The organism is Nocardioides sp. Root1257, from assembly GCF_001425175.1.
In the GTDB taxonomy this organism is placed as follows: Bacteria; Actinomycetota; Actinomycetes; order Propionibacteriales; family Nocardioidaceae; genus Nocardioides.
In genome coordinates this window covers 463,362-479,165 of record NZ_LMDV01000008.1, presented here as the reverse complement: position 1 = coordinate 479,165, position 15,804 = coordinate 463,362, and the positions used below count along the sequence as shown (strand labels likewise).

Below are 15,804 nucleotides of genomic sequence, written 5' to 3'. Positions count from 1 at the left end.
GTGGTCGCATGATCACCCACATCGCCATCGCGTCGGTCTTCGTCCAGGACATCGACGCCTCCCGTGACTTCTACGTCGACGTGCTCGGCTTCGACCTCAAGGACGACATCACCCTCGGCGACGGCTACCGCTGGTGCACCGTCAACCACCCCAACCAGCCCGAGCTCTCCGTCCACCTCACCGTGGCCGGCCCGCCGTTCTCGGCCGAGCTGGTCGAGGCGATGAACCGCGCCCAGGCCGACGGCGGCCTCAACGGTCTCGGGATGAGCGTCGACGACTGCCAGAAGACCTACGAGGAGCTCAGCGCGAAGGGTGTCGAGTTCCTCCAGAAGCCCGAAGAACGGCCGTACGGCGTCGAGGCGCTGTGCCGTGACAACTCGGGCAACTGGATCGTGCTCGTCGAACCGCGGGCGTTCACCCCCGAGGACGTCAGCTCGTAGGCAGCCCGAGCGAGCCCGTCGGGTCGTCGTACCGCTCGGTGCACCGGCGCAGCGCGTAGGAGCAGTCCCACAGGATGTGGTTGCCGGTCCGGACGGCGTCGGTGCCGACGACCAGGAAGTGGTCCCGGTCCTGCCAGCGCACCGGCACCGAGGCGTCGAGCGGCGTGCCGTCGAGACCGCGGAGGCGGACGACGGTGCCGGTGCCGAGGTCGGTGACGGAGGCCGTGTCGCTGCCGGCGGCCGCGTAGAGGCGACCGTCGCGCGACAGCGCCCCCGCCTCGCCGTCGGGATCCACGGCCAGCCGGGTGCCGTCGTCGGCGGAGAAGAGGTCCACCCCGCGGCGCGTGTGCACGGCCACGGTCGGACCTGCGACCTGGACGATGCCCACCGCGGCCGGCGACCCGCTCACCTCGAGGTCGTGGGCGGCACTCCCGGTGTGCAGGCGCAGGGTGTCGTCCCCGAGTCGCTCGACCCAGCGCTCGCCGTCCGCGGCCGCGACCTGCGCCCCGACGGCGAGGTGGGCGACGACCGTGTCGTCCGCCGAGCCGATGGTGCGCACCCGGAGGGTGCCGTCCAGCTCCTCGGTCGAGATCGTCGTGCCGTCGGCGGACAGCCAGGCCTGCGTGACGTCCGGGCCGCCGTACTCCGTCCACGTGGACCGGTCCCGGCCCAGCTCACCGTCCGACTCCATCGGGACCACGGTCACCCGACTGCCCGGCGAGGACTGGCGCAGCACCGCGACTCCGTCGCGGGTGCGACCGAGCACCTGCTCGATCACGATGCCCGGCGCGTGGCTGCCGGTGCCCGTCGGGTCGATGCTGACGAGCTGGCCCTCGAGCGTGACCACCGCGAGCTGCGGCGAGGTCGGCGTCGGATCGACCGCGGCCGGCGTCGGGTCGGGAGCCTCCGGCCCCCGGGACTGCACCGCCCACAGAGCGGCGCCAGCGACGACGACCGCGGCCGCCGCACTCGCGCCGAGGGTCCGGCCCGTCGTACGACGGCGCCGCTCGGTGCGGACGCGCCGCTCGAAGGCGAGCCGGTCGACGGGCGGGACCACGACGGCGTCGCGGACCTCGGTCAGGGCTGCGCGGATCTCGGTGTCGGTCATGACTTCTCCTCGGCGAGCTGAAGGTCGGGAAGCGCGGCGCGCAGCCGCTTCAGGGCGTGGTGGGTCTGGCTCTTGACGGCTCCGACGGAGCAGCCCAGCTCGTGTGCGGTGGCGGCCTCGGTGAGGTCCTCGACGTACCGCAGCACGAGGGTGGCGCGCATCCGCGGCGGCAGCCTGCGGATCTCCGCCCACAGCGCGAGGTGGTCGGCGCGCACGTCGAGCCCACCGAGGTGTCCCAGGTCGGGCACCTCGTCAGTGACGACCTCGCGACCGCGCCGGCCCCACTGCCGCGACGCGGCGTGCACCATCGCGCGGCGTACGTAGGCGTCGGCGGCTCCCTTGTCGCGGATCGAGTCCCAGCGCACACAGGTGCGGGCGAGCGCACCCTGCAGCAGGTCCTCGGCCTCGTGCGGGTTGCCGCACAGCAGGTACGCCGTGCGGTAGAGAGGCGCCCACCGGGCGGCCATGAACTCGCTGAACCCGAGCTCCGTGCCTGTCACGTCTCCACCCTCCGAGCTGTCGGTGCCGTCAGGAGAAGAAGAGCACCCAAGGGCCCGAAAGGTTGAGACCGGCAGCGGGATCTCGGGGCCGGGGCCTCGTCATGGGAGGAGGCCGCAACACCCTGTTGTGACCCGAAACCGGGTGCGGCCCGCAAGTTCTGCGGCGATCGGAGCACCCTGCCGGACGGACCGAGCGCCCCGGCGGTGGCCCAGACCGGCTGTCATGTGCTCGAAACAAACTCGGAGATCCTGCGGCGCGACCCCGAGTGGTGTGGCTATCATCCGGTTATGGGAGCGTTCCCATTGAAATGTGACCTGCGTTACAGAATCGTGATCGGCAGTCCTTGACGGACACGCGCGTAAACGTTTGCATCGTCCTCGACGGAGCGGGTTTGAAGGCGCGCGGACTAGACGGACCTGCTGACAACCCAGAGAGGAATGCACGCATGCGATCACGCAACACGCGTCGCGGAATGGCAGTCGCTGCCGTTCTCGTCAGCGGAGGACTCGTCCTCGCTGGCTGTGGCGGCAGCGACTCAGAAGGCAGCAACAAGGCCAGCGGCACTTCGCCCGGCGAGGGCAAGGCCGAATGCGAGCAGCTGACGCAGTTCGGTGACCTCAGCGGCAAGTCGGTCAAGATCTACACCTCGATCGTCGCCCCCGAGGACCAGCCCTACAAGGACTCGTTCAAGCTCTTCACCGACTGCACCGGTGCTGCGGTGGACTACGAGGGCTCGAAGGAGTTCGAGGCCCAGCTCGTCGTCCGCGTCAAGAGCGGCAACCCGCCGGACATCGCGTTCATCCCGCAGCCGGGTCTGCTGAAGACCCTGGTCCAGGACACGGGCAAGGTCGTCGAGGCGCCGAAGACGGTGTCCGACAACGTGGACGAGTTCTACGGCCCGGACTGGAAGGCCTACGGCACGGTCGACGGCAAGTTCTACGCACCGCCGCTCACCGCCAACGTGAAGTCCTTCGTCTGGTACTCCCCGAAGATGTTCGCGGAGAAGGGCTGGAAGGTCCCCACCACGTGGGACGAGATGCTGACGCTCTCCGACACCATCGCGGCCAGCGGCATGAAGCCCTGGTGCGCCGGCATCGGCTCCGGCGACGCCACCGGCTGGCCGGCCACCGACTGGCTCGAGGACACGCTCCTGCGCTCCGCCGGTCCGGACGTCTACGACCAGTGGGTCAACCACGAGATCCCGTTCAACGACCCGGCCGTGGTCGACGCCCTCGACAAGGTCGGCGGCATCCTCAAGAACGAGGACTACGTCAACGGTGGCTTCGGCGACTCGAAGTCGATCGCCAGCACGGAGTTCACCGACGCGGGTCTCCCGATCCTCGACGGCAAGTGCGCGATGCACCGCCAGGCGAGCTTCTACGCCGCCAACTGGCCCGAGGGCACGGACGTCTCCGAGAACGGCGACGCCTACGCGTTCTACCTGCCCCCGATGGGCGACGAGTTCGGCAGCCCGGTCCTCGGCGGTGGCGAGTTCGTGACGGCGTTCACCGACAGCATCGAGACGCAGGCCCTGATGACCTACATCTCCGGTGGCGAGTGGGTCAACGAGAAGGGCAAGGCCACCAAGAACGGTGGCTTCGTCAGCGCGAACAAGAACCTGGACATCGCCAACGTGGCCAGCCCGATCGACAAGACGTCGGTCGAGATCCTGCAGAACCCCGACGCGGTCTTCCGCTTCGACGGCTCCGACCTGATGCCGGGCGCCGTGGGCGCCGGGTCGTTCTGGAAGGAGATGACTGCGTGGATCGGCGAGAACCAGAGCACGCAGGACACCCTCGACAACATCGAGGCGTCCTGGCCGTGATCGACCGCTCGCCGGCCGGTCGCTGACCGGCCGGCGGGCAGCCACACCCCGCCGGGCCGCGCAGGTCACCCCGTCCCCTGGACGGGGACCTCGCGGCCCGGCACCCTTCTCCTGTCCACCCGGCCGCGCGAGCCGCCGCTCCGCCGCCCGACCACCGGGAGTGCGTCATGTCCGCAGGTGAGAAGTTCGTCCAGATGTTCATCGCGATCGGCCTGTTCTTCGGGGTCGTCGCGGTGATCCTGCTGCTGACGCAGCGATTGAGGTCCCGCACCGGGGAGCTGATCCAGTCCGCGGCCTTCGTGCTGCCCGCGATCCTCCTGATCGCCCTCGGCCTGCTCTACCCGGCGATCGACACGATCTACCAGTCCTTCCGCAACGCGGCGGGCAACGAGTTCATCGGGCTCGACAACTACCAGAAGATCTTCACCGACAGCGCCCTCATCCAGGTGCTCATCAACACCGCGATCTGGGTGATCGTGGTGCCCACGGTCTCGACGGCGATCGGCCTCATCTACGCCGTCCTCATCGACCGCGCCAAGTTCGAGAAGTTCGCGAAGGCCCTGATCTTCCTGCCGATGGCGATCTCGCTGGTCGGCGCCTCGATCATCTGGAAGTTCGTCTACGACTACCGGCAGACGTCCGACGACCAGATCGGCATCGCCAACGCCTTCCTCAAGCTGCTCGGGTTCGACACCTACCGGTTCCTCCAGGAGCAGCCCTGGAACACCTTCTTCCTGATCGTGATCATGATCTGGGTCCAGGCCGGCTTCGCGATGACGATCCTGTCCGCGTCGATCAAGGCCATCCCGGACGACATCACGGAGGCGGCCCGCCTCGACGGCGCCGGCCCGCTGCAGCTCTTCCGCCAGATCACGATCCCCAGCATCCGGCCCTCCCTGATCGTCGTGCTCACCACGATCAGCATCACGACCCTCAAGGCGTTCGACGTCGTGCGGACCACCACCGGCGGCAACTTCGACACCAGCGTGCTGGCCTACGAGTTCTACGTGCAGAGCTTCCGCTCCTTCGACCAGGGCCTCGGCGCGGCGCTCGCCGTGCTGATCTTCGTCCTGGTCATGCCGATCGTGATCTACAACGTCCGTCAGATGCGCAAGCTGGAGGCACGATGACCACCGCAATCACCGACGTCGAGGCGACCGTCGCCCAGCAGGAGTCGCTGTCGGGCAACGCGCACAAGGCACTGACCTCCCCGTGGGCGTCCATCGCCGCCATCCTGATCGCCTTCCTCTGGACGATCCCGACCATCGGCCTCTTCGTCACCTCGTTCCGACCCGAGGGCGACATCAAGACCAGCGGCTGGTGGACGATCTTCACCAACCCGAGCTTCACCCTCGACAACTACGACGAGGTGCTGCACGGCACGGACACCAACCTCGCGACGTACTTCGTGAACTCGATCGTCATCACGATCCCGTCCGTGCTGATCCCCGTGTCGATCGCGACGATGGCGGCGTACGCCTTCGCCTGGATGAAGTTCCCCGGCCGCGACTTCCTGTTCGTGGCCGTCTTCGCCCTGCAGATCGTCCCGATCCAGGTGACGATGATCCCGCTGCTCAGCCTCTACGTCGACCAGGGCCTGGCCGGCTCGGACGCCCCGGGCGGTGGCTTCTACACGATCTGGCTGTCGCACTCGATCTTCGCACTGCCACTGGCGATCTACCTGCTGCACAACTTCATGTCGCAGATCCCCGGAGAGCTGATCGAGTCCGCGCGGGTCGACGGCGCCGGGCACGTGCAGATCTTCAGCCGGATCATGCTGCCCCTGATGGCGCCCGCGATCGCGGCGTTCGGCATCTTCCAGTTCCTGTGGGTCTGGAACGACCTGCTCGTCGCCCTGGTGTTCGGCGGCGGCAGCCCGGACGTCTCCCCGCTCACCGTGCGGCTGGCGGAGCTCTCCGGAACCCGCGGGCAGGACTGGTACCTGCTCTCCGCAGGCGCCTTCGTGTCGCTGGTGGTGCCGCTGATCGTCTTCCTGTCGCTGCAGCGCTACTTCGTCCGCGGACTCCTGGCCGGCAGCGTCAAGGGCTGAGCGACGACCCGGCGGTCAGGACGAAGCGGGGCCGAAGTGCTCGCTCAGCCAGTGGTAGGACGCCTTCGGGGTGCGGGTGAGGTCCTCGGGGTCGATGTGCACGACGCCGAAGGTCTTCGTGTAGCCCTCGGCCCACTCGAAGTTGTCGAGCAGGGTCCAGACGATGTAGCCGCGGACGTCCGCGCCGGCGGCGCGGGCGGCCTCGGTGGCGGCGATGTGGTCACGCAGGTAGCCGATCCGGTCCTGGTCGTCGACGAACCCGTCGACGACCGGGTCGGGGTAGGCCGCGCCGTTCTCGGTCACCACGATCGGCAGCCCGGTGCGCTTGTGGGTGTCGACGAGCAGCTCCTCGAGGCCGTAGCCGTCGACCTCCCAGCCGATGTCGGTGCGGGGCTCGCGGACCACGAAGGACACCGGGGTCACGCCCGGGTAGGCCTCGACCTCGGGGTGCACCTCGAGGCCGGGGTCGGCGAGGGTGGGCCGGAACGGCGTGTAGTAGTTGACGCCGAGCCAGTCGGCCGAGCCCTGCACGAGGGCGAGGTCGCCGTCGCGGACCAGCGTCTCGTCGGCGAGCACGGGCGCGACGCGGAGCAGCACCTCGTCGTACGCACCGTCGACGAGGGGTCCCGTCCAGATGCGGTTGCGCACCGCGTCGAGCTCGTCCGCGGCCTGCGCGGCCTCCGGCGTCTCGGGCCAGAACGGCGCCAGGTTGTGGACGATGCCGACGTCGCGGACGCCGGCCTCGTGGAGGCGGGCGGCTGCGAGTCCGTGGGCGAGGTTGAGGTGGTGGGCGGCGCGGTGTCCGGCAGCGCCCTCCTTGCGACCAGGCGCGTGGATGCCCGCGGCGTACCCGAGGTAGGCGGCGCACCAGGGCTCGTTGTGCGTGGCCCAGACCTTGACGCGGTCGCCGAGGCGGTCGTGGACGACCATCGCGTAGTCGGCGAACGCCTCCGTGGTGCTGCGCTCCTGCCAGCCACCCCGGTCCTCGAGCGCCTGCGGCAGGTCCCAGTGGTAGAGCGTGGCGGTCGGCTGCACGCCGCGCGCGAGGGCGGCGTCGACGAGGCGGTCGTAGTAGTCCAGCCCGCGCGTCTCGACGGCGCCCGTGCCGGTCGGGACGATCCGCGGCCAGGCGACCGAGAAGCGGTACCAGCCGGCGTTCATGCCGGCGACCAGGTCGAGGTCCTCCTCGTAGCGGTGGTAGGAGTCGCAGGCGACCGACCCGTCCCGCCCGTCCCTGGTCGCGCCCGGACGCGCAGCGAACGTGTCCCAGATGGACGCGCCGCGACCGTCCTCGGTGCTCGCTCCCTCGATCTGGTACGCCGCCGTCGCGGCGCCGAAGGCGAGGGTGGATCCGTCCGGGAGGTGCAGAGTCATGGGCACCACCGTAGTGCCTGGGACGGCAAAGTGGGAGCGCTCCCGCTGTGACGAGCATCAAGGACGTGGCCCGCGACGTGGAGATGTCCACGGCGACCGTCTCGCGCGCGCTGCGCGGGCTCCCGGGGGTGTCCGACGAGACCCGCGAGCGGGTCATGGAGTCGGCCCGGCGGCTGGGCTACGTGCCCTCCCCCAGCGCGGCCGGGCTGGCCAGCGGGCAGACCCGCACCGTCGCCGTGATCGTCCCGCGGGTGACGCAGTGGTTCTTCGCCGCGATCGTGCAGGGCGCCGAGGAGGTGCTCCGTGAGCGCGGCTACGACCTGCTCCTCTACAACCTCGCCGGTGACCCCTCGGCCCGGCACCGCGTCTTCGAGACCAGCCTGCTGACCAAGCGGGTCGACGCGGTGCTCGTGCTCAGCCTCAAGCCGAGCCCCGACGAGCTGGAGCGCCTCAGGCAGCTCGGCCGCCCGGTCACGGTCATCGGCGCCGACATGCCCGGGTGGGCGACGGTGCGCATCGACGACCACGAGGCGGCCGCGACCGCGACGCGACACCTGCTCGAGCTCGGGCACCGGCGGATCGCCTACCTCGGCGGTGCGACCGAGGGCGTGCTCGACTTCACGGCGCCGTCGGCCCGCCTGGCGGGCTACCGGTGCACCCTGGAGGAGGCGGGCGTGGAGCTGCGGGCCGACCTCGAGGCCGACGGCGAGTTCACCGTCACCGGCGGCCAACGGGCGGCCGAGCAGCTGCTCGGGCTCGACCCGCCGCCTACCGCGATCTTCGCGGCCTCCGACGAGATGGCGATCGGCGCGCTGCGGGCCGCGCGCGAGCTCGGCGTACGCGTGCCCGAGGACCTCTCGGTGATCGGGATCGACGACCACGAGATGGCCAGCTACTTCGACCTCACGACGGTCTCGCAACCGGTGCACGAGCAGGGTCGGGTCGCGGCCACCCAGGTGCTCGCCGCGCTGACCGACGACGACTGGAGGCCCGAGCAGGTGATCCTGCCGACCGCGCTGGTGGTGCGCGGGACCACCACTCAGCCGCGCACGTAGGCCAGGTCCACGATGTCGCGGCCCGCCGCGATGCCCTTGCGCTCGAACTTCGTGACCGGGCGCTCCGACCAGCGCTCGACGACGCCGCCCTCGAGGAGCGGCTCGGCGTCGAGGACCTCGACCATCTGCTCGGCGTAGTCCGCCCAGTCCGTCGCCAGCCGCCACTCGGCTCCGGGCGCCAACCGCTCGGCGGCGAGCCTCGCGAACGCCGGGGTGATCAGCCGGCGCTTGTGGTGACGGGCCTTGTGCCACGGGTCGGGGAAGAAGATCCAGAGGCCCGCCAGGCTGTCCGGGCGGACCAGGTGCTCGATCGACCAGACCGCGTCGACGCTCAGCATCCGCACGTTGGTCAGGCCGGCGTCACCGATCCGTCCCAGGGTGTCGGCGACGCCCGGGCGCCAGACCTCGAACGCGACGACGTCGTGGTCGGGTCGCGTCCTCGCGAGCTCGACGGTGGACTCACCGATCCCCGACCCGATCTCCATGATCAGCGGCGCCTCGCGTCCGAAGAGACCGGCCAGCGTGAACGCCGGGTCGTCGACGGCCTCGTCGGGGAGCCACCAGCGCTCGGCGTACGCCGTCCAGGCCTCCTGCTGACGCGGGGTGAACCGGCTGCCCCGCCGGGAGTAGGTGAGCACCTCGCGCATCCGGCGGCCATCGTCGGTCAGCTTGTGGTGCGGGCGCGCGGGTCGTACTCGGTCGTCGGGGTCGGGCATGCGGCCATCTTCTCCTGGCAGCTCAGCCGGGCTGCCATCGGGCCACGGAGCGCTGGAGCTCCTGGAACCGCGCGGCTGCGTGCAGGGCCGCGCACACCTGGTCGGGCTCCCCACGCCGCCCGGCCAGCGCCTGCCAGGCGGCGACCCCCTCGCGGGCGAGGTCCGCCGCGGCCGTCCAGTCGGCCGGCTCCATCCCCTCACGCTCGCGCGCCTGGGCTGTCGTGTGCGCCCGCGCGAAGGCGGCCGAGACCGCCTCCACGTGCTCGACCAGCCACGCCGTGTCCCGGTCGTCGTACCCGCCGATGCCGGCCAGGCGGCTCAGCTCACGCTCGGCGACCTGTGGCGAGTCGATCATGCGGAGCAGCTGCCAGGCGCCTACGCCCCGGTCGCGCAGGTAGCGGCGCACCCCTTCGGCGACGGTCGGTGACCATCCCGTCCGCTCGGCGATCAGGGTGCGTGCCTGGTCGTCGTCCACGCCGCTAGATTGCCCACATGATCGACCGCACACTCCTGTCGTCGCTCCGGGCCACGGAGGAGGAGCGCTTCGCCGACTCGCACCCACGGTCGGCCGAGCTCGCCGACGCCGCCCGCGGCCCGCTGCTGGCCGGCGTGCCGATGCCGTGGATGACCCGCTGGCCGGGCCGCTTCCCGCTCTTCTTCGAGTCGGCGTCCGGCGCCCGGCTCACCGACGTCGACGGGGTCGAGTACGTCGACCTGTGCCTCGGCGACACCGGTGCGATGACCGGCCACGCACTCCCCCAGGTCACCGAGGCACTCACGGCGCGCGCCTCGCGCGGCATCACGACGATGCTCCCGTCGGCCGACGCGATCTGGGTGGGCGAGGAGCTGGCCCGGCGCTTCGGCCTGCCGTCGTGGCAGCTGGCGATGTCGGCGACCGACGCCAACCGGTTCGTGCTCCGCTTCGCGCGCCACCTCACCGGCCGGGCCCGGATCGCGGTGATGGACTGGTGCTACCACGGCACCGTCGACGAGACCCTCGCCGTGCTGGACGGGGACCGGGTCGTCGCGCGACCCGGCGCCCTCGGCCCCCAGGTCGACGTCGCCGAGACCACGGCCGTGGTGCCGTTCAACGACCTCGATGCGCTGGACCGCCGCCTCGCCGTCGGCGACGTCGCCTGCCTGCTCATGGAGCCGGCGCTGACCAACATCGGCATCGTGCTGCCCGACCCGGGCTACCTGGAGGGCGTGCGCGAGGTGACCCGGCGCCACGGCGTCCTGCTGGTCAACGACGAGACGCACACCCTGTGCGCAGGACCGGGCGGCGCCACCGTCGCCTGGGGACTGGACCCGGACATCGTGGTCGTCGGCAAGCCGATCGGCGGCGGCATCCCGTGCGCGGCGTACGGACTCAGCGCCGAGCTGGCCGAGCGGCTGTCCGGGCCGATGCTCGGGCACGAGATCGACGTCGCCGGCGTGGGCGGCACCCTCACCGGCAACGCGCTGGCGCTCGCCGCGATCCGGGCCACCCTGTCGACCTGCCTGCGCGAGGAGGACTTCGCGGTCGCGGTCCCGCTCGCCGAGCGCTTCACCGCGGGTGTGGCCGGCGTGATCGCCGAGCACGGGCTGCCCTGGCACGTGCAGCGGCTCGGCTGCCGGGCGGAGTACTGGTTCTGCCCGCCGCCGCGCGACGGCGCCGCGGCTGCCGCCGCGGTGGACGAGGACCTCGAGGGTCTGCTGCACCTGTGGTGCCTCAACCGTGGCGTGCTGCTGACGCCGTTCCACAACATGGCACTCTTCAGCCCGCACCACACCGAGGCCGACGTCGACCGGCACACCGAGGTGTTCGGGCAGGCCGTCTCGGCACTGGTCGGGTGAGGCTCACATCAGGAAGGTGAAGAGCGGTGACCCGGGAGGCACGCGCTCGATGGTGAGCGGACTGGCCTCCATGCGGTCGAGCAGACCCGCGAGGCCGGCGGCCGTGTCGAGCTCGACCCCGACCAGCGCGGGACCCGTCTCCCGGTTGTTCTTCTTGACGTAGTCGAAGACCACGATGTCCTCGGTCTCGCTGAGCACCTCGTCGAGGAAGTGGCGCAGCGCGCCCGGCTCCTGCGGGAACGACACCAGGAAGTAGTGCCGCAGCCCTTGGTGGACCAGCGAGCGCTCGACGATCTCGCCGTACCGGCTGACGTCGTTGTTGCCGCCGGACACGATGCAGGCCACGGCGCCGTCGGCGGGGAACGAGCCTGCCAGATCGCGTACGGCGGCACTCGCCAACGCACCGGCGGGCTCGGCGATGATGCCCTCGACCTGGTAGAGGTCCAGCATCTCGGTGCACACCGCGCCCGCCTCGACGGTGACGACCTCGTCGACGAGGTCGCGCACGATCGGGAACGTCAGGTCACCGACCCGCCCGACGGCCGCACCGTCGACGAACGTGTCGACGTCGGGCAGCAGCACCGGACCGCCGGCAGCGAGGGCGGCCGTCATGCTGGCCGCGCCCTGGGGCTCGACCCCGACGATGCGCACCTGCGGGTGCCGCTCGCGCAGCCAGGTCGCGATCCCGGCGATGAGCCCGCCACCGCCGAGGGGCACCACGACCGTGTGGATCGGAAGGATCGCCTGGTCCATGAGCTCGACGGCGACCGTGCCCTGGCCGGCGATGGTGCGCAGGTCGTCGAAGGGCGGCACGTAGACCGCTCCGGTGCGCTGCGAGTCGGCCAGCGCGGCGGCCCCCGCGACGTCGTACGTGCTGCCCTCGACGATCAGCTCGACCCGCCCCTCGCCGAGGGCGAGGATGCGCTGCCGCTTCTGGCGCGGGGTGTTGCCGGGCACGTAGACCCGACCCTCGACACCGAGCCGGGCGCAGCTCCAGGCCAGCCCCTGGCCATGGTTGCCGGCGCTCGCGCAGACCACGCCGCGGGCGCGCTCGGCGTCGGTGAGTCCGTTGATCAGGTGGTAGGCGCCGCGCACCTTGTAGGACCGCGTCAGCTGGCGGTTCTCCCGCTTGAGCAGCACCGGCGCGCCGACGATCTCGCTGAGCCGGACGCTGTGTTCGAGCTCGGTCCGCCGTACGACGGGGCGCAGCAGCTCGGCTGCCGCCTCGACGGCGGCGGCATCAACTCGGGGATCGGTCACGAGTAGACCCTAGGAGATGCAGAACGGCCCCGGACCGTGAGGTCCGGGGCCGCTCAGTTGCTCGCTAGATCAGATCACTTGGTGATCTTGGTGACCCGGCCGGCATCGGGCGGAGCCGGCCACCCCTGGGTGGCCGCTCCGCCACAGCGACCGGATGCAGAACGGCCCCGGACCGTGAGGTCCGGGGCCGTCCTGGTTGCTTCAGCCGGTCAGCGACCGGCGGTGATCACTTGGTGATCTTGGTGACCCGGCCGGCGCCGACGGTGCGGCCACCCTCCCGGATCGCGAAGCGGAGACCCTCGTCCATGGCGATGGGCTGGATCAGCTCAACGACCATCTCCGTGTTGTCGCCGGGCATGACCATCTCGGTGCCCTCGGGGAGGGTCACGACGCCGGTCACGTCCGTCGTACGGAAGTAGAACTGCGGGCGGTAGTTGTTGAAGAACGGCGTGTGACGGCCGCCCTCCTCCTTCGAGAGGATGTAGACCGAGGCCTCGAAGTTGGTGTGCGGGGTCGTGGTGCCCGGCTTGATGACGACCATGCCGCGCTCGATGTCCTCGCGCTTGGTGCCACGAAGCAGCAGACCGACGTTCTCACCGGCCTGGCCCTCGTCGAGCAGCTTGCGGAACATCTCGACGCCGGTGACGGTCGACTTCTGGGCGACCTCGCGGATGCCGATGATCTCGACCTCCTCACCGACCTTGACGATGCCGCGCTCGATACGACCGGTGATGACGGTGCCACGACCGGTGATCGTGAAGACGTCCTCGACGGGCATGAGGAACGGCTTGTCCGTCTCACGCTCGGGGGTCGGGATCGCCTCGTCGACCGCGTTCATGAGCTCGAGGATCGACTCGCCCCACTTGGCGTCGCCCTGCAGCGCCGGGAAGGCGGCCACGCGAACGACCGGGATGTCGTCGCCCGGGAACTCGTACTCGGAGAGGAGCTCGCGCACCTCCATCTCGACGAGCTCGATGAGCTCCTCGTCGTCGACCATGTCGCACTTGTTGAGCGCCACGACCAGGGCCGGCACGCCGACCTGGCGGGCGAGCAGCACGTGCTCACGCGTCTGCGGCATCGGGCCGTCGGTGGCGGCGACCACGAGGATCGCGCCGTCCATCTGGGCCGCGCCGGTGATCATGTTCTTGATGTAGTCGGCGTGACCAGGGCAGTCGACGTGCGCGTAGTGGCGCGCCTCGGTCTGGTACTCGACGTGCGCGATCGAGATCGTGATGCCGCGCTGACGCTCCTCGGGAGCCTTGTCGATCTCGTCGAACGCCGAAGCAGCGTTGAGATCCGGGTACTTGTCATGCAGCACCTTGGTAATCGCCGCCGTCAGCGTCGTCTTACCGTGGTCGATGTGACCGATGGTGCCGATGTTGACGTGCGGCTTGGTCCGCTCGAACTTCGCCTTAGCCACTGGGGCTCCTCCTGTGTGGGTTGTTACTTGACTCGTACAAGTTGTTGCAGCCGAGGGTCCGGACGAGGGTTACTCGCCGCGAACCTTCTTGATGATCTCGTCGGCGATGTTCGTGGGAACCTCGGCGTACGAGTCGAACTCCATCGAGTACGAAGCCTGGCCGGAGGTCTTGGACCTCAGGTCGCCAACGTACCCGAACATCTCTGACAGCGGCACGAGGGCGTTGATGACCATGTCACCGTGACGCTCCTCCTGTGCCTGGATCTGGCCACGCCGGCTGTTGATGTCACCGATGACGGTGCCGAGGAACGACTCGGGGGTCGTCACCTCCACCGCGAACATCGGCTCCAGCAGCACGGGCTTGGCCATGCGGGCGGCCTCCTTGAAGGCCTGGTTGCCGGCGATCTTGAACGCGAGCTCCGACGAGTCGACGTCGTGGTAGGCGCCGTCCTCGAGCGTGAACTTCACGTCGACCATCGGGTAGCCGGCGAGGACGCCGAACTCCATGGCGTCCTGACCACCCTGGTCGACCGACGGGATGTACTCGCGCGGGACGCGACCACCGGACACGCTGTTGACGAACTCGTAGCCCGCACCGGTGCCCGTCTCGGGGTCGATGTTGGGGCCGAGCGAGACGACGACCTTCGCGAACTGACCAGAGCCACCGGTCTGCTTCTTGTGCGTGTAGCTGTGGCCCTTGACCTCCTTGCGGAGGGTCTCGCGGTAGGCGACCTGCGGCTTGCCGACGGTGGCCTCGACGCGGAACTCGCGCTTCATCCGGTCGACGAGGATCTCCAGGTGGAGCTCGCCCATGCCGGCGATGATCGTCTGGCCGGTCTCCTCGTCGGACTTGACCGTGAAGGTCGGGTCCTCGTCGGAGAGGCGCTGGATCGCGGTGCCCAGCTTCTCCTGGTCGCTCTTCGTCTTGGGCTCGATCGCGACCTCGATCACCGGGGCCGGGAACGTCATCGACTCGAGGATGACCTGGTTCTGCGGGTCAGACAGGGTGTGACCGGTCTTGGTGTCCTTCAGACCCATGACGGCCACGATCTGGCCGGCGCCGACCGACGCGATCTCCTCACGCTTGTTGGCGTGCATCTGGTAGACCTTGCCGATCCGCTCCTTGCGGCCGTTGACCGAGTTGACCACGGTCGAGCCGGCCTCGAGCTTGCCCGAGTAGACCCGGACGTAGATCAGCTTGCCGAGGTGCGGGTCGGTCGCGATCTTGTAGGCCAGACCGGAGAACGGCTCGTCGTCGGAGGGGAGACGCTTGATCTCCTTCTCCTCGTCGCGCGGGTCGTGACCGATGATCGCGTCGATGTCGAGCGGCGACGGCAGGTACTTGACGACCGCGTCGAGCAGGGGCTGGACGCCCTTGTTCTTGAACGCCGTACCGCAGAGGACCGGGTTGAGCTTGTCGGCGAGGGTGGCGCGACGGATCGCGGCCTCCAGCTCCTCGACGGAGAACTCGCCCTCCTCCAGGTACTTCTCCATGATCTCGTCGTCCGCCTCGGACAGCGTCTCGAGCAGCTTCTCGCGGTACTCGGCGGCCTGCTCGGCCAGCTCCGCGGGGATCTCCTCGACGACGTAGTCCTCGCCGATCGTCGTCTCGCCGCGCCACACCAGCGCGCGCATGCCGACCAGGTCGACGACGCCGATGAAGTCGGACTCGGCACCGATCGGCAGCTGGAGGACCAGCGGGGTGGAGTTGAGGCGCTCGACCATCATGTCGACGCAGCGGAAGAAGTCCGCGCCGGTGCGGTCCAGCTTGTTGACGAAGCACATCCGGGGCACGGAGTACTTGTTCGCCTGGCGCCACACGGTCATGGTCTGGGGCTCGACACCGGCAACACCGTCGAACACCGCGACGGCGCCGTCGAGGACGCGCAGCGAGCGCTCGACCTCGGCGGTGAAGTCCACGTGGCCGGGGGTGTCGATGATGTTGATCTGGTGGGCCTTCCACCAGCAGGTCGTCGCGGCGGACGTGATCGTGATGCCGCGCTCCTGCTCCTGCTCCATCCAGTCCATCGTGGCAGCGCCCTCGTGGACTTCACCGATCTTGTAGGTGATGCCGGTGTAGAACAGGATGCGCTCGGTGGTGGTGGTCTTGCCGGCGTCGATGTGCGCCATGATGCCGATGTTGCGGACCTTGTTGAGGTCCGTGGTGATGTCGACAGCCACTGTTGTCAGCGTTCCTTAGAAAGATTTGGGAAGTGCGG

At 69.7% G+C, this 15,804-nt stretch carries 14 protein-coding genes; 6 read left to right on the top strand and 8 right to left on the bottom strand.

The annotated features are described in order from the left end of the window. The first annotated feature begins 8 nt into the window (after positions 1–8). Complete coding sequence (locus tag ASC77_RS10395) at positions 9–440, top strand: VOC family protein (protein ID WP_056151862.1); 432 nt, start codon at positions 9–11, stop codon at positions 438–440. Here ASC77_RS10395 and ASC77_RS10390 read toward each other — a convergent pair. Beyond that, on the bottom strand, positions 430–1,548 hold the full coding sequence (locus ASC77_RS10390) for a hypothetical protein (protein WP_056151859.1): 1,119 nt from the start codon (positions 1,546–1,548) through the stop codon (positions 430–432). The two genes, ASC77_RS10395 and ASC77_RS10390, sit on opposite strands and share 11 nt — an antisense overlap. After that, complete coding sequence (locus ASC77_RS10385; protein ID WP_056151856.1) at positions 1,545–2,048, bottom strand: SigE family RNA polymerase sigma factor; 504 nt, start codon at positions 2,046–2,048, stop codon at positions 1,545–1,547. The genes ASC77_RS10390 and ASC77_RS10385 overlap by 4 nt, the downstream gene beginning before the upstream one ends. 473 nt (positions 2,049–2,521) lie before the next feature. Between ASC77_RS10385 and ASC77_RS10380 the strand changes: the two genes are divergently transcribed. The 3 genes from ASC77_RS10380 (at position 2,522) to ASC77_RS10370 (ending at position 5,924) form a co-directional block, all read left to right on the top strand. Then, on the top strand, positions 2,522–3,874 hold the full coding sequence (locus tag ASC77_RS10380; protein WP_235547573.1) for an ABC transporter substrate-binding protein: 1,353 nt from the start codon (positions 2,522–2,524) through the stop codon (positions 3,872–3,874). Between the two features lie 167 nt (positions 3,875–4,041). Then, the gene (locus ASC77_RS10375) at positions 4,042–5,004 is read left to right on the top strand and encodes a carbohydrate ABC transporter permease (protein WP_056151851.1); all 963 of its coding nucleotides are present in this window, start codon (positions 4,042–4,044) and stop codon (positions 5,002–5,004) included. Continuing rightward, positions 5,001–5,924 carry a carbohydrate ABC transporter permease gene (locus ASC77_RS10370; RefSeq protein ID WP_056151846.1) on the top strand — a complete coding sequence of 308 codons (924 nt, stop codon included), beginning with the start codon at positions 5,001–5,003 and terminating at the stop codon, positions 5,922–5,924. The genes ASC77_RS10375 and ASC77_RS10370 overlap by 4 nt, the downstream gene beginning before the upstream one ends. Positions 5,925–5,939: 15 nt before the next feature. On the opposite strand, the gene ASC77_RS10365 is transcribed toward ASC77_RS10370, so the two are convergent. Further along, positions 5,940–7,298, bottom strand: a complete 1,359-nt coding sequence (locus ASC77_RS10365) for a GH1 family beta-glucosidase (RefSeq protein ID WP_056151843.1) — start codon at positions 7,296–7,298, stop codon at positions 5,940–5,942. Positions 7,299–7,345: 47 nt separating this feature from the next. Here ASC77_RS10365 and ASC77_RS10360 point away from each other — a divergent pair, with 47 nt between their 5' ends. Continuing rightward, a complete protein-coding gene (locus ASC77_RS10360) occupies positions 7,346–8,353 on the top strand; it encodes a LacI family DNA-binding transcriptional regulator (RefSeq protein WP_056151840.1) in 1,008 nt (335 codons plus the stop codon). Here ASC77_RS10360 and trmB read toward each other — a convergent pair. Next, a complete protein-coding gene (gene trmB / locus ASC77_RS10355) occupies positions 8,338–9,069 on the bottom strand; it encodes a tRNA (guanosine(46)-N7)-methyltransferase TrmB (RefSeq protein WP_056151837.1) in 732 nt (243 codons plus the stop codon). The two genes, ASC77_RS10360 and trmB, sit on opposite strands and share 16 nt — an antisense overlap. A 22-nt stretch (positions 9,070–9,091) precedes the next feature. Continuing rightward, positions 9,092–9,544, bottom strand: a complete 453-nt coding sequence (locus ASC77_RS10350) for a hypothetical protein (RefSeq protein ID WP_056151834.1) — start codon at positions 9,542–9,544, stop codon at positions 9,092–9,094. Between the two features lie 17 nt (positions 9,545–9,561). Between ASC77_RS10350 and ASC77_RS10345 the strand changes: the two genes are divergently transcribed. Further along, a complete protein-coding gene (locus ASC77_RS10345; RefSeq protein ID WP_156391024.1) occupies positions 9,562–10,905 on the top strand; it encodes an aspartate aminotransferase family protein in 1,344 nt (447 codons plus the stop codon). 3 nt (positions 10,906–10,908) lie between these two features. On the opposite strand, the gene ilvA is transcribed toward ASC77_RS10345, so the two are convergent. The 3 genes from ilvA to fusA all read right to left on the bottom strand — a co-directional run bounded on the left by ilvA (position 10,909) and on the right by fusA (position 15,766). After that, the gene (gene ilvA, locus ASC77_RS10340; RefSeq protein WP_056151828.1) at positions 10,909–12,165 is read right to left on the bottom strand and encodes a threonine ammonia-lyase IlvA; all 1,257 of its coding nucleotides are present in this window, start codon (positions 12,163–12,165) and stop codon (positions 10,909–10,911) included. 226 nt (positions 12,166–12,391) lie between these two features. Beyond that, positions 12,392–13,585 carry an elongation factor Tu gene (gene tuf, locus ASC77_RS10335; RefSeq protein WP_056151825.1) on the bottom strand — a complete coding sequence of 398 codons (1,194 nt, stop codon included), beginning with the start codon at positions 13,583–13,585 and terminating at the stop codon, positions 12,392–12,394. Positions 13,586–13,654: 69 nt separating this feature from the next. After that, positions 13,655–15,766, bottom strand: a complete 2,112-nt coding sequence (fusA, locus tag ASC77_RS10330; RefSeq protein ID WP_082574623.1) for an elongation factor G — start codon at positions 15,764–15,766, stop codon at positions 13,655–13,657. Positions 15,767–15,804 lie beyond the last annotated feature (38 nt).

Coding starts and splice junctions, on each gene's coding strand:
- ASC77_RS10395 (WP_056151862.1), top strand. CDS start 9: ATGATCACCCACATCGCCATCGCGTCGGTCTTCGTCCAGGACATCGAC.
- ASC77_RS10390 (WP_056151859.1), bottom strand. CDS start 1,548: ATGACCGACACCGAGATCCGCGCAGCCCTGACCGAGGTCCGCGACGCC.
- ASC77_RS10380 (WP_235547573.1), top strand. CDS start 2,522: ATGGCAGTCGCTGCCGTTCTCGTCAGCGGAGGACTCGTCCTCGCTGGC.
- ASC77_RS10375 (WP_056151851.1), top strand. CDS start 4,042: ATGTCCGCAGGTGAGAAGTTCGTCCAGATGTTCATCGCGATCGGCCTG.
- ASC77_RS10370 (WP_056151846.1), top strand. CDS start 5,001: ATGACCACCGCAATCACCGACGTCGAGGCGACCGTCGCCCAGCAGGAG.
- ASC77_RS10365 (WP_056151843.1), bottom strand. CDS start 7,298: ATGACTCTGCACCTCCCGGACGGATCCACCCTCGCCTTCGGCGCCGCG.
- trmB (WP_056151837.1), bottom strand. CDS start 9,069: ATGCCCGACCCCGACGACCGAGTACGACCCGCGCGCCCGCACCACAAG.
- ASC77_RS10345 (WP_156391024.1), top strand. CDS start 9,562: ATGATCGACCGCACACTCCTGTCGTCGCTCCGGGCCACGGAGGAGGAG.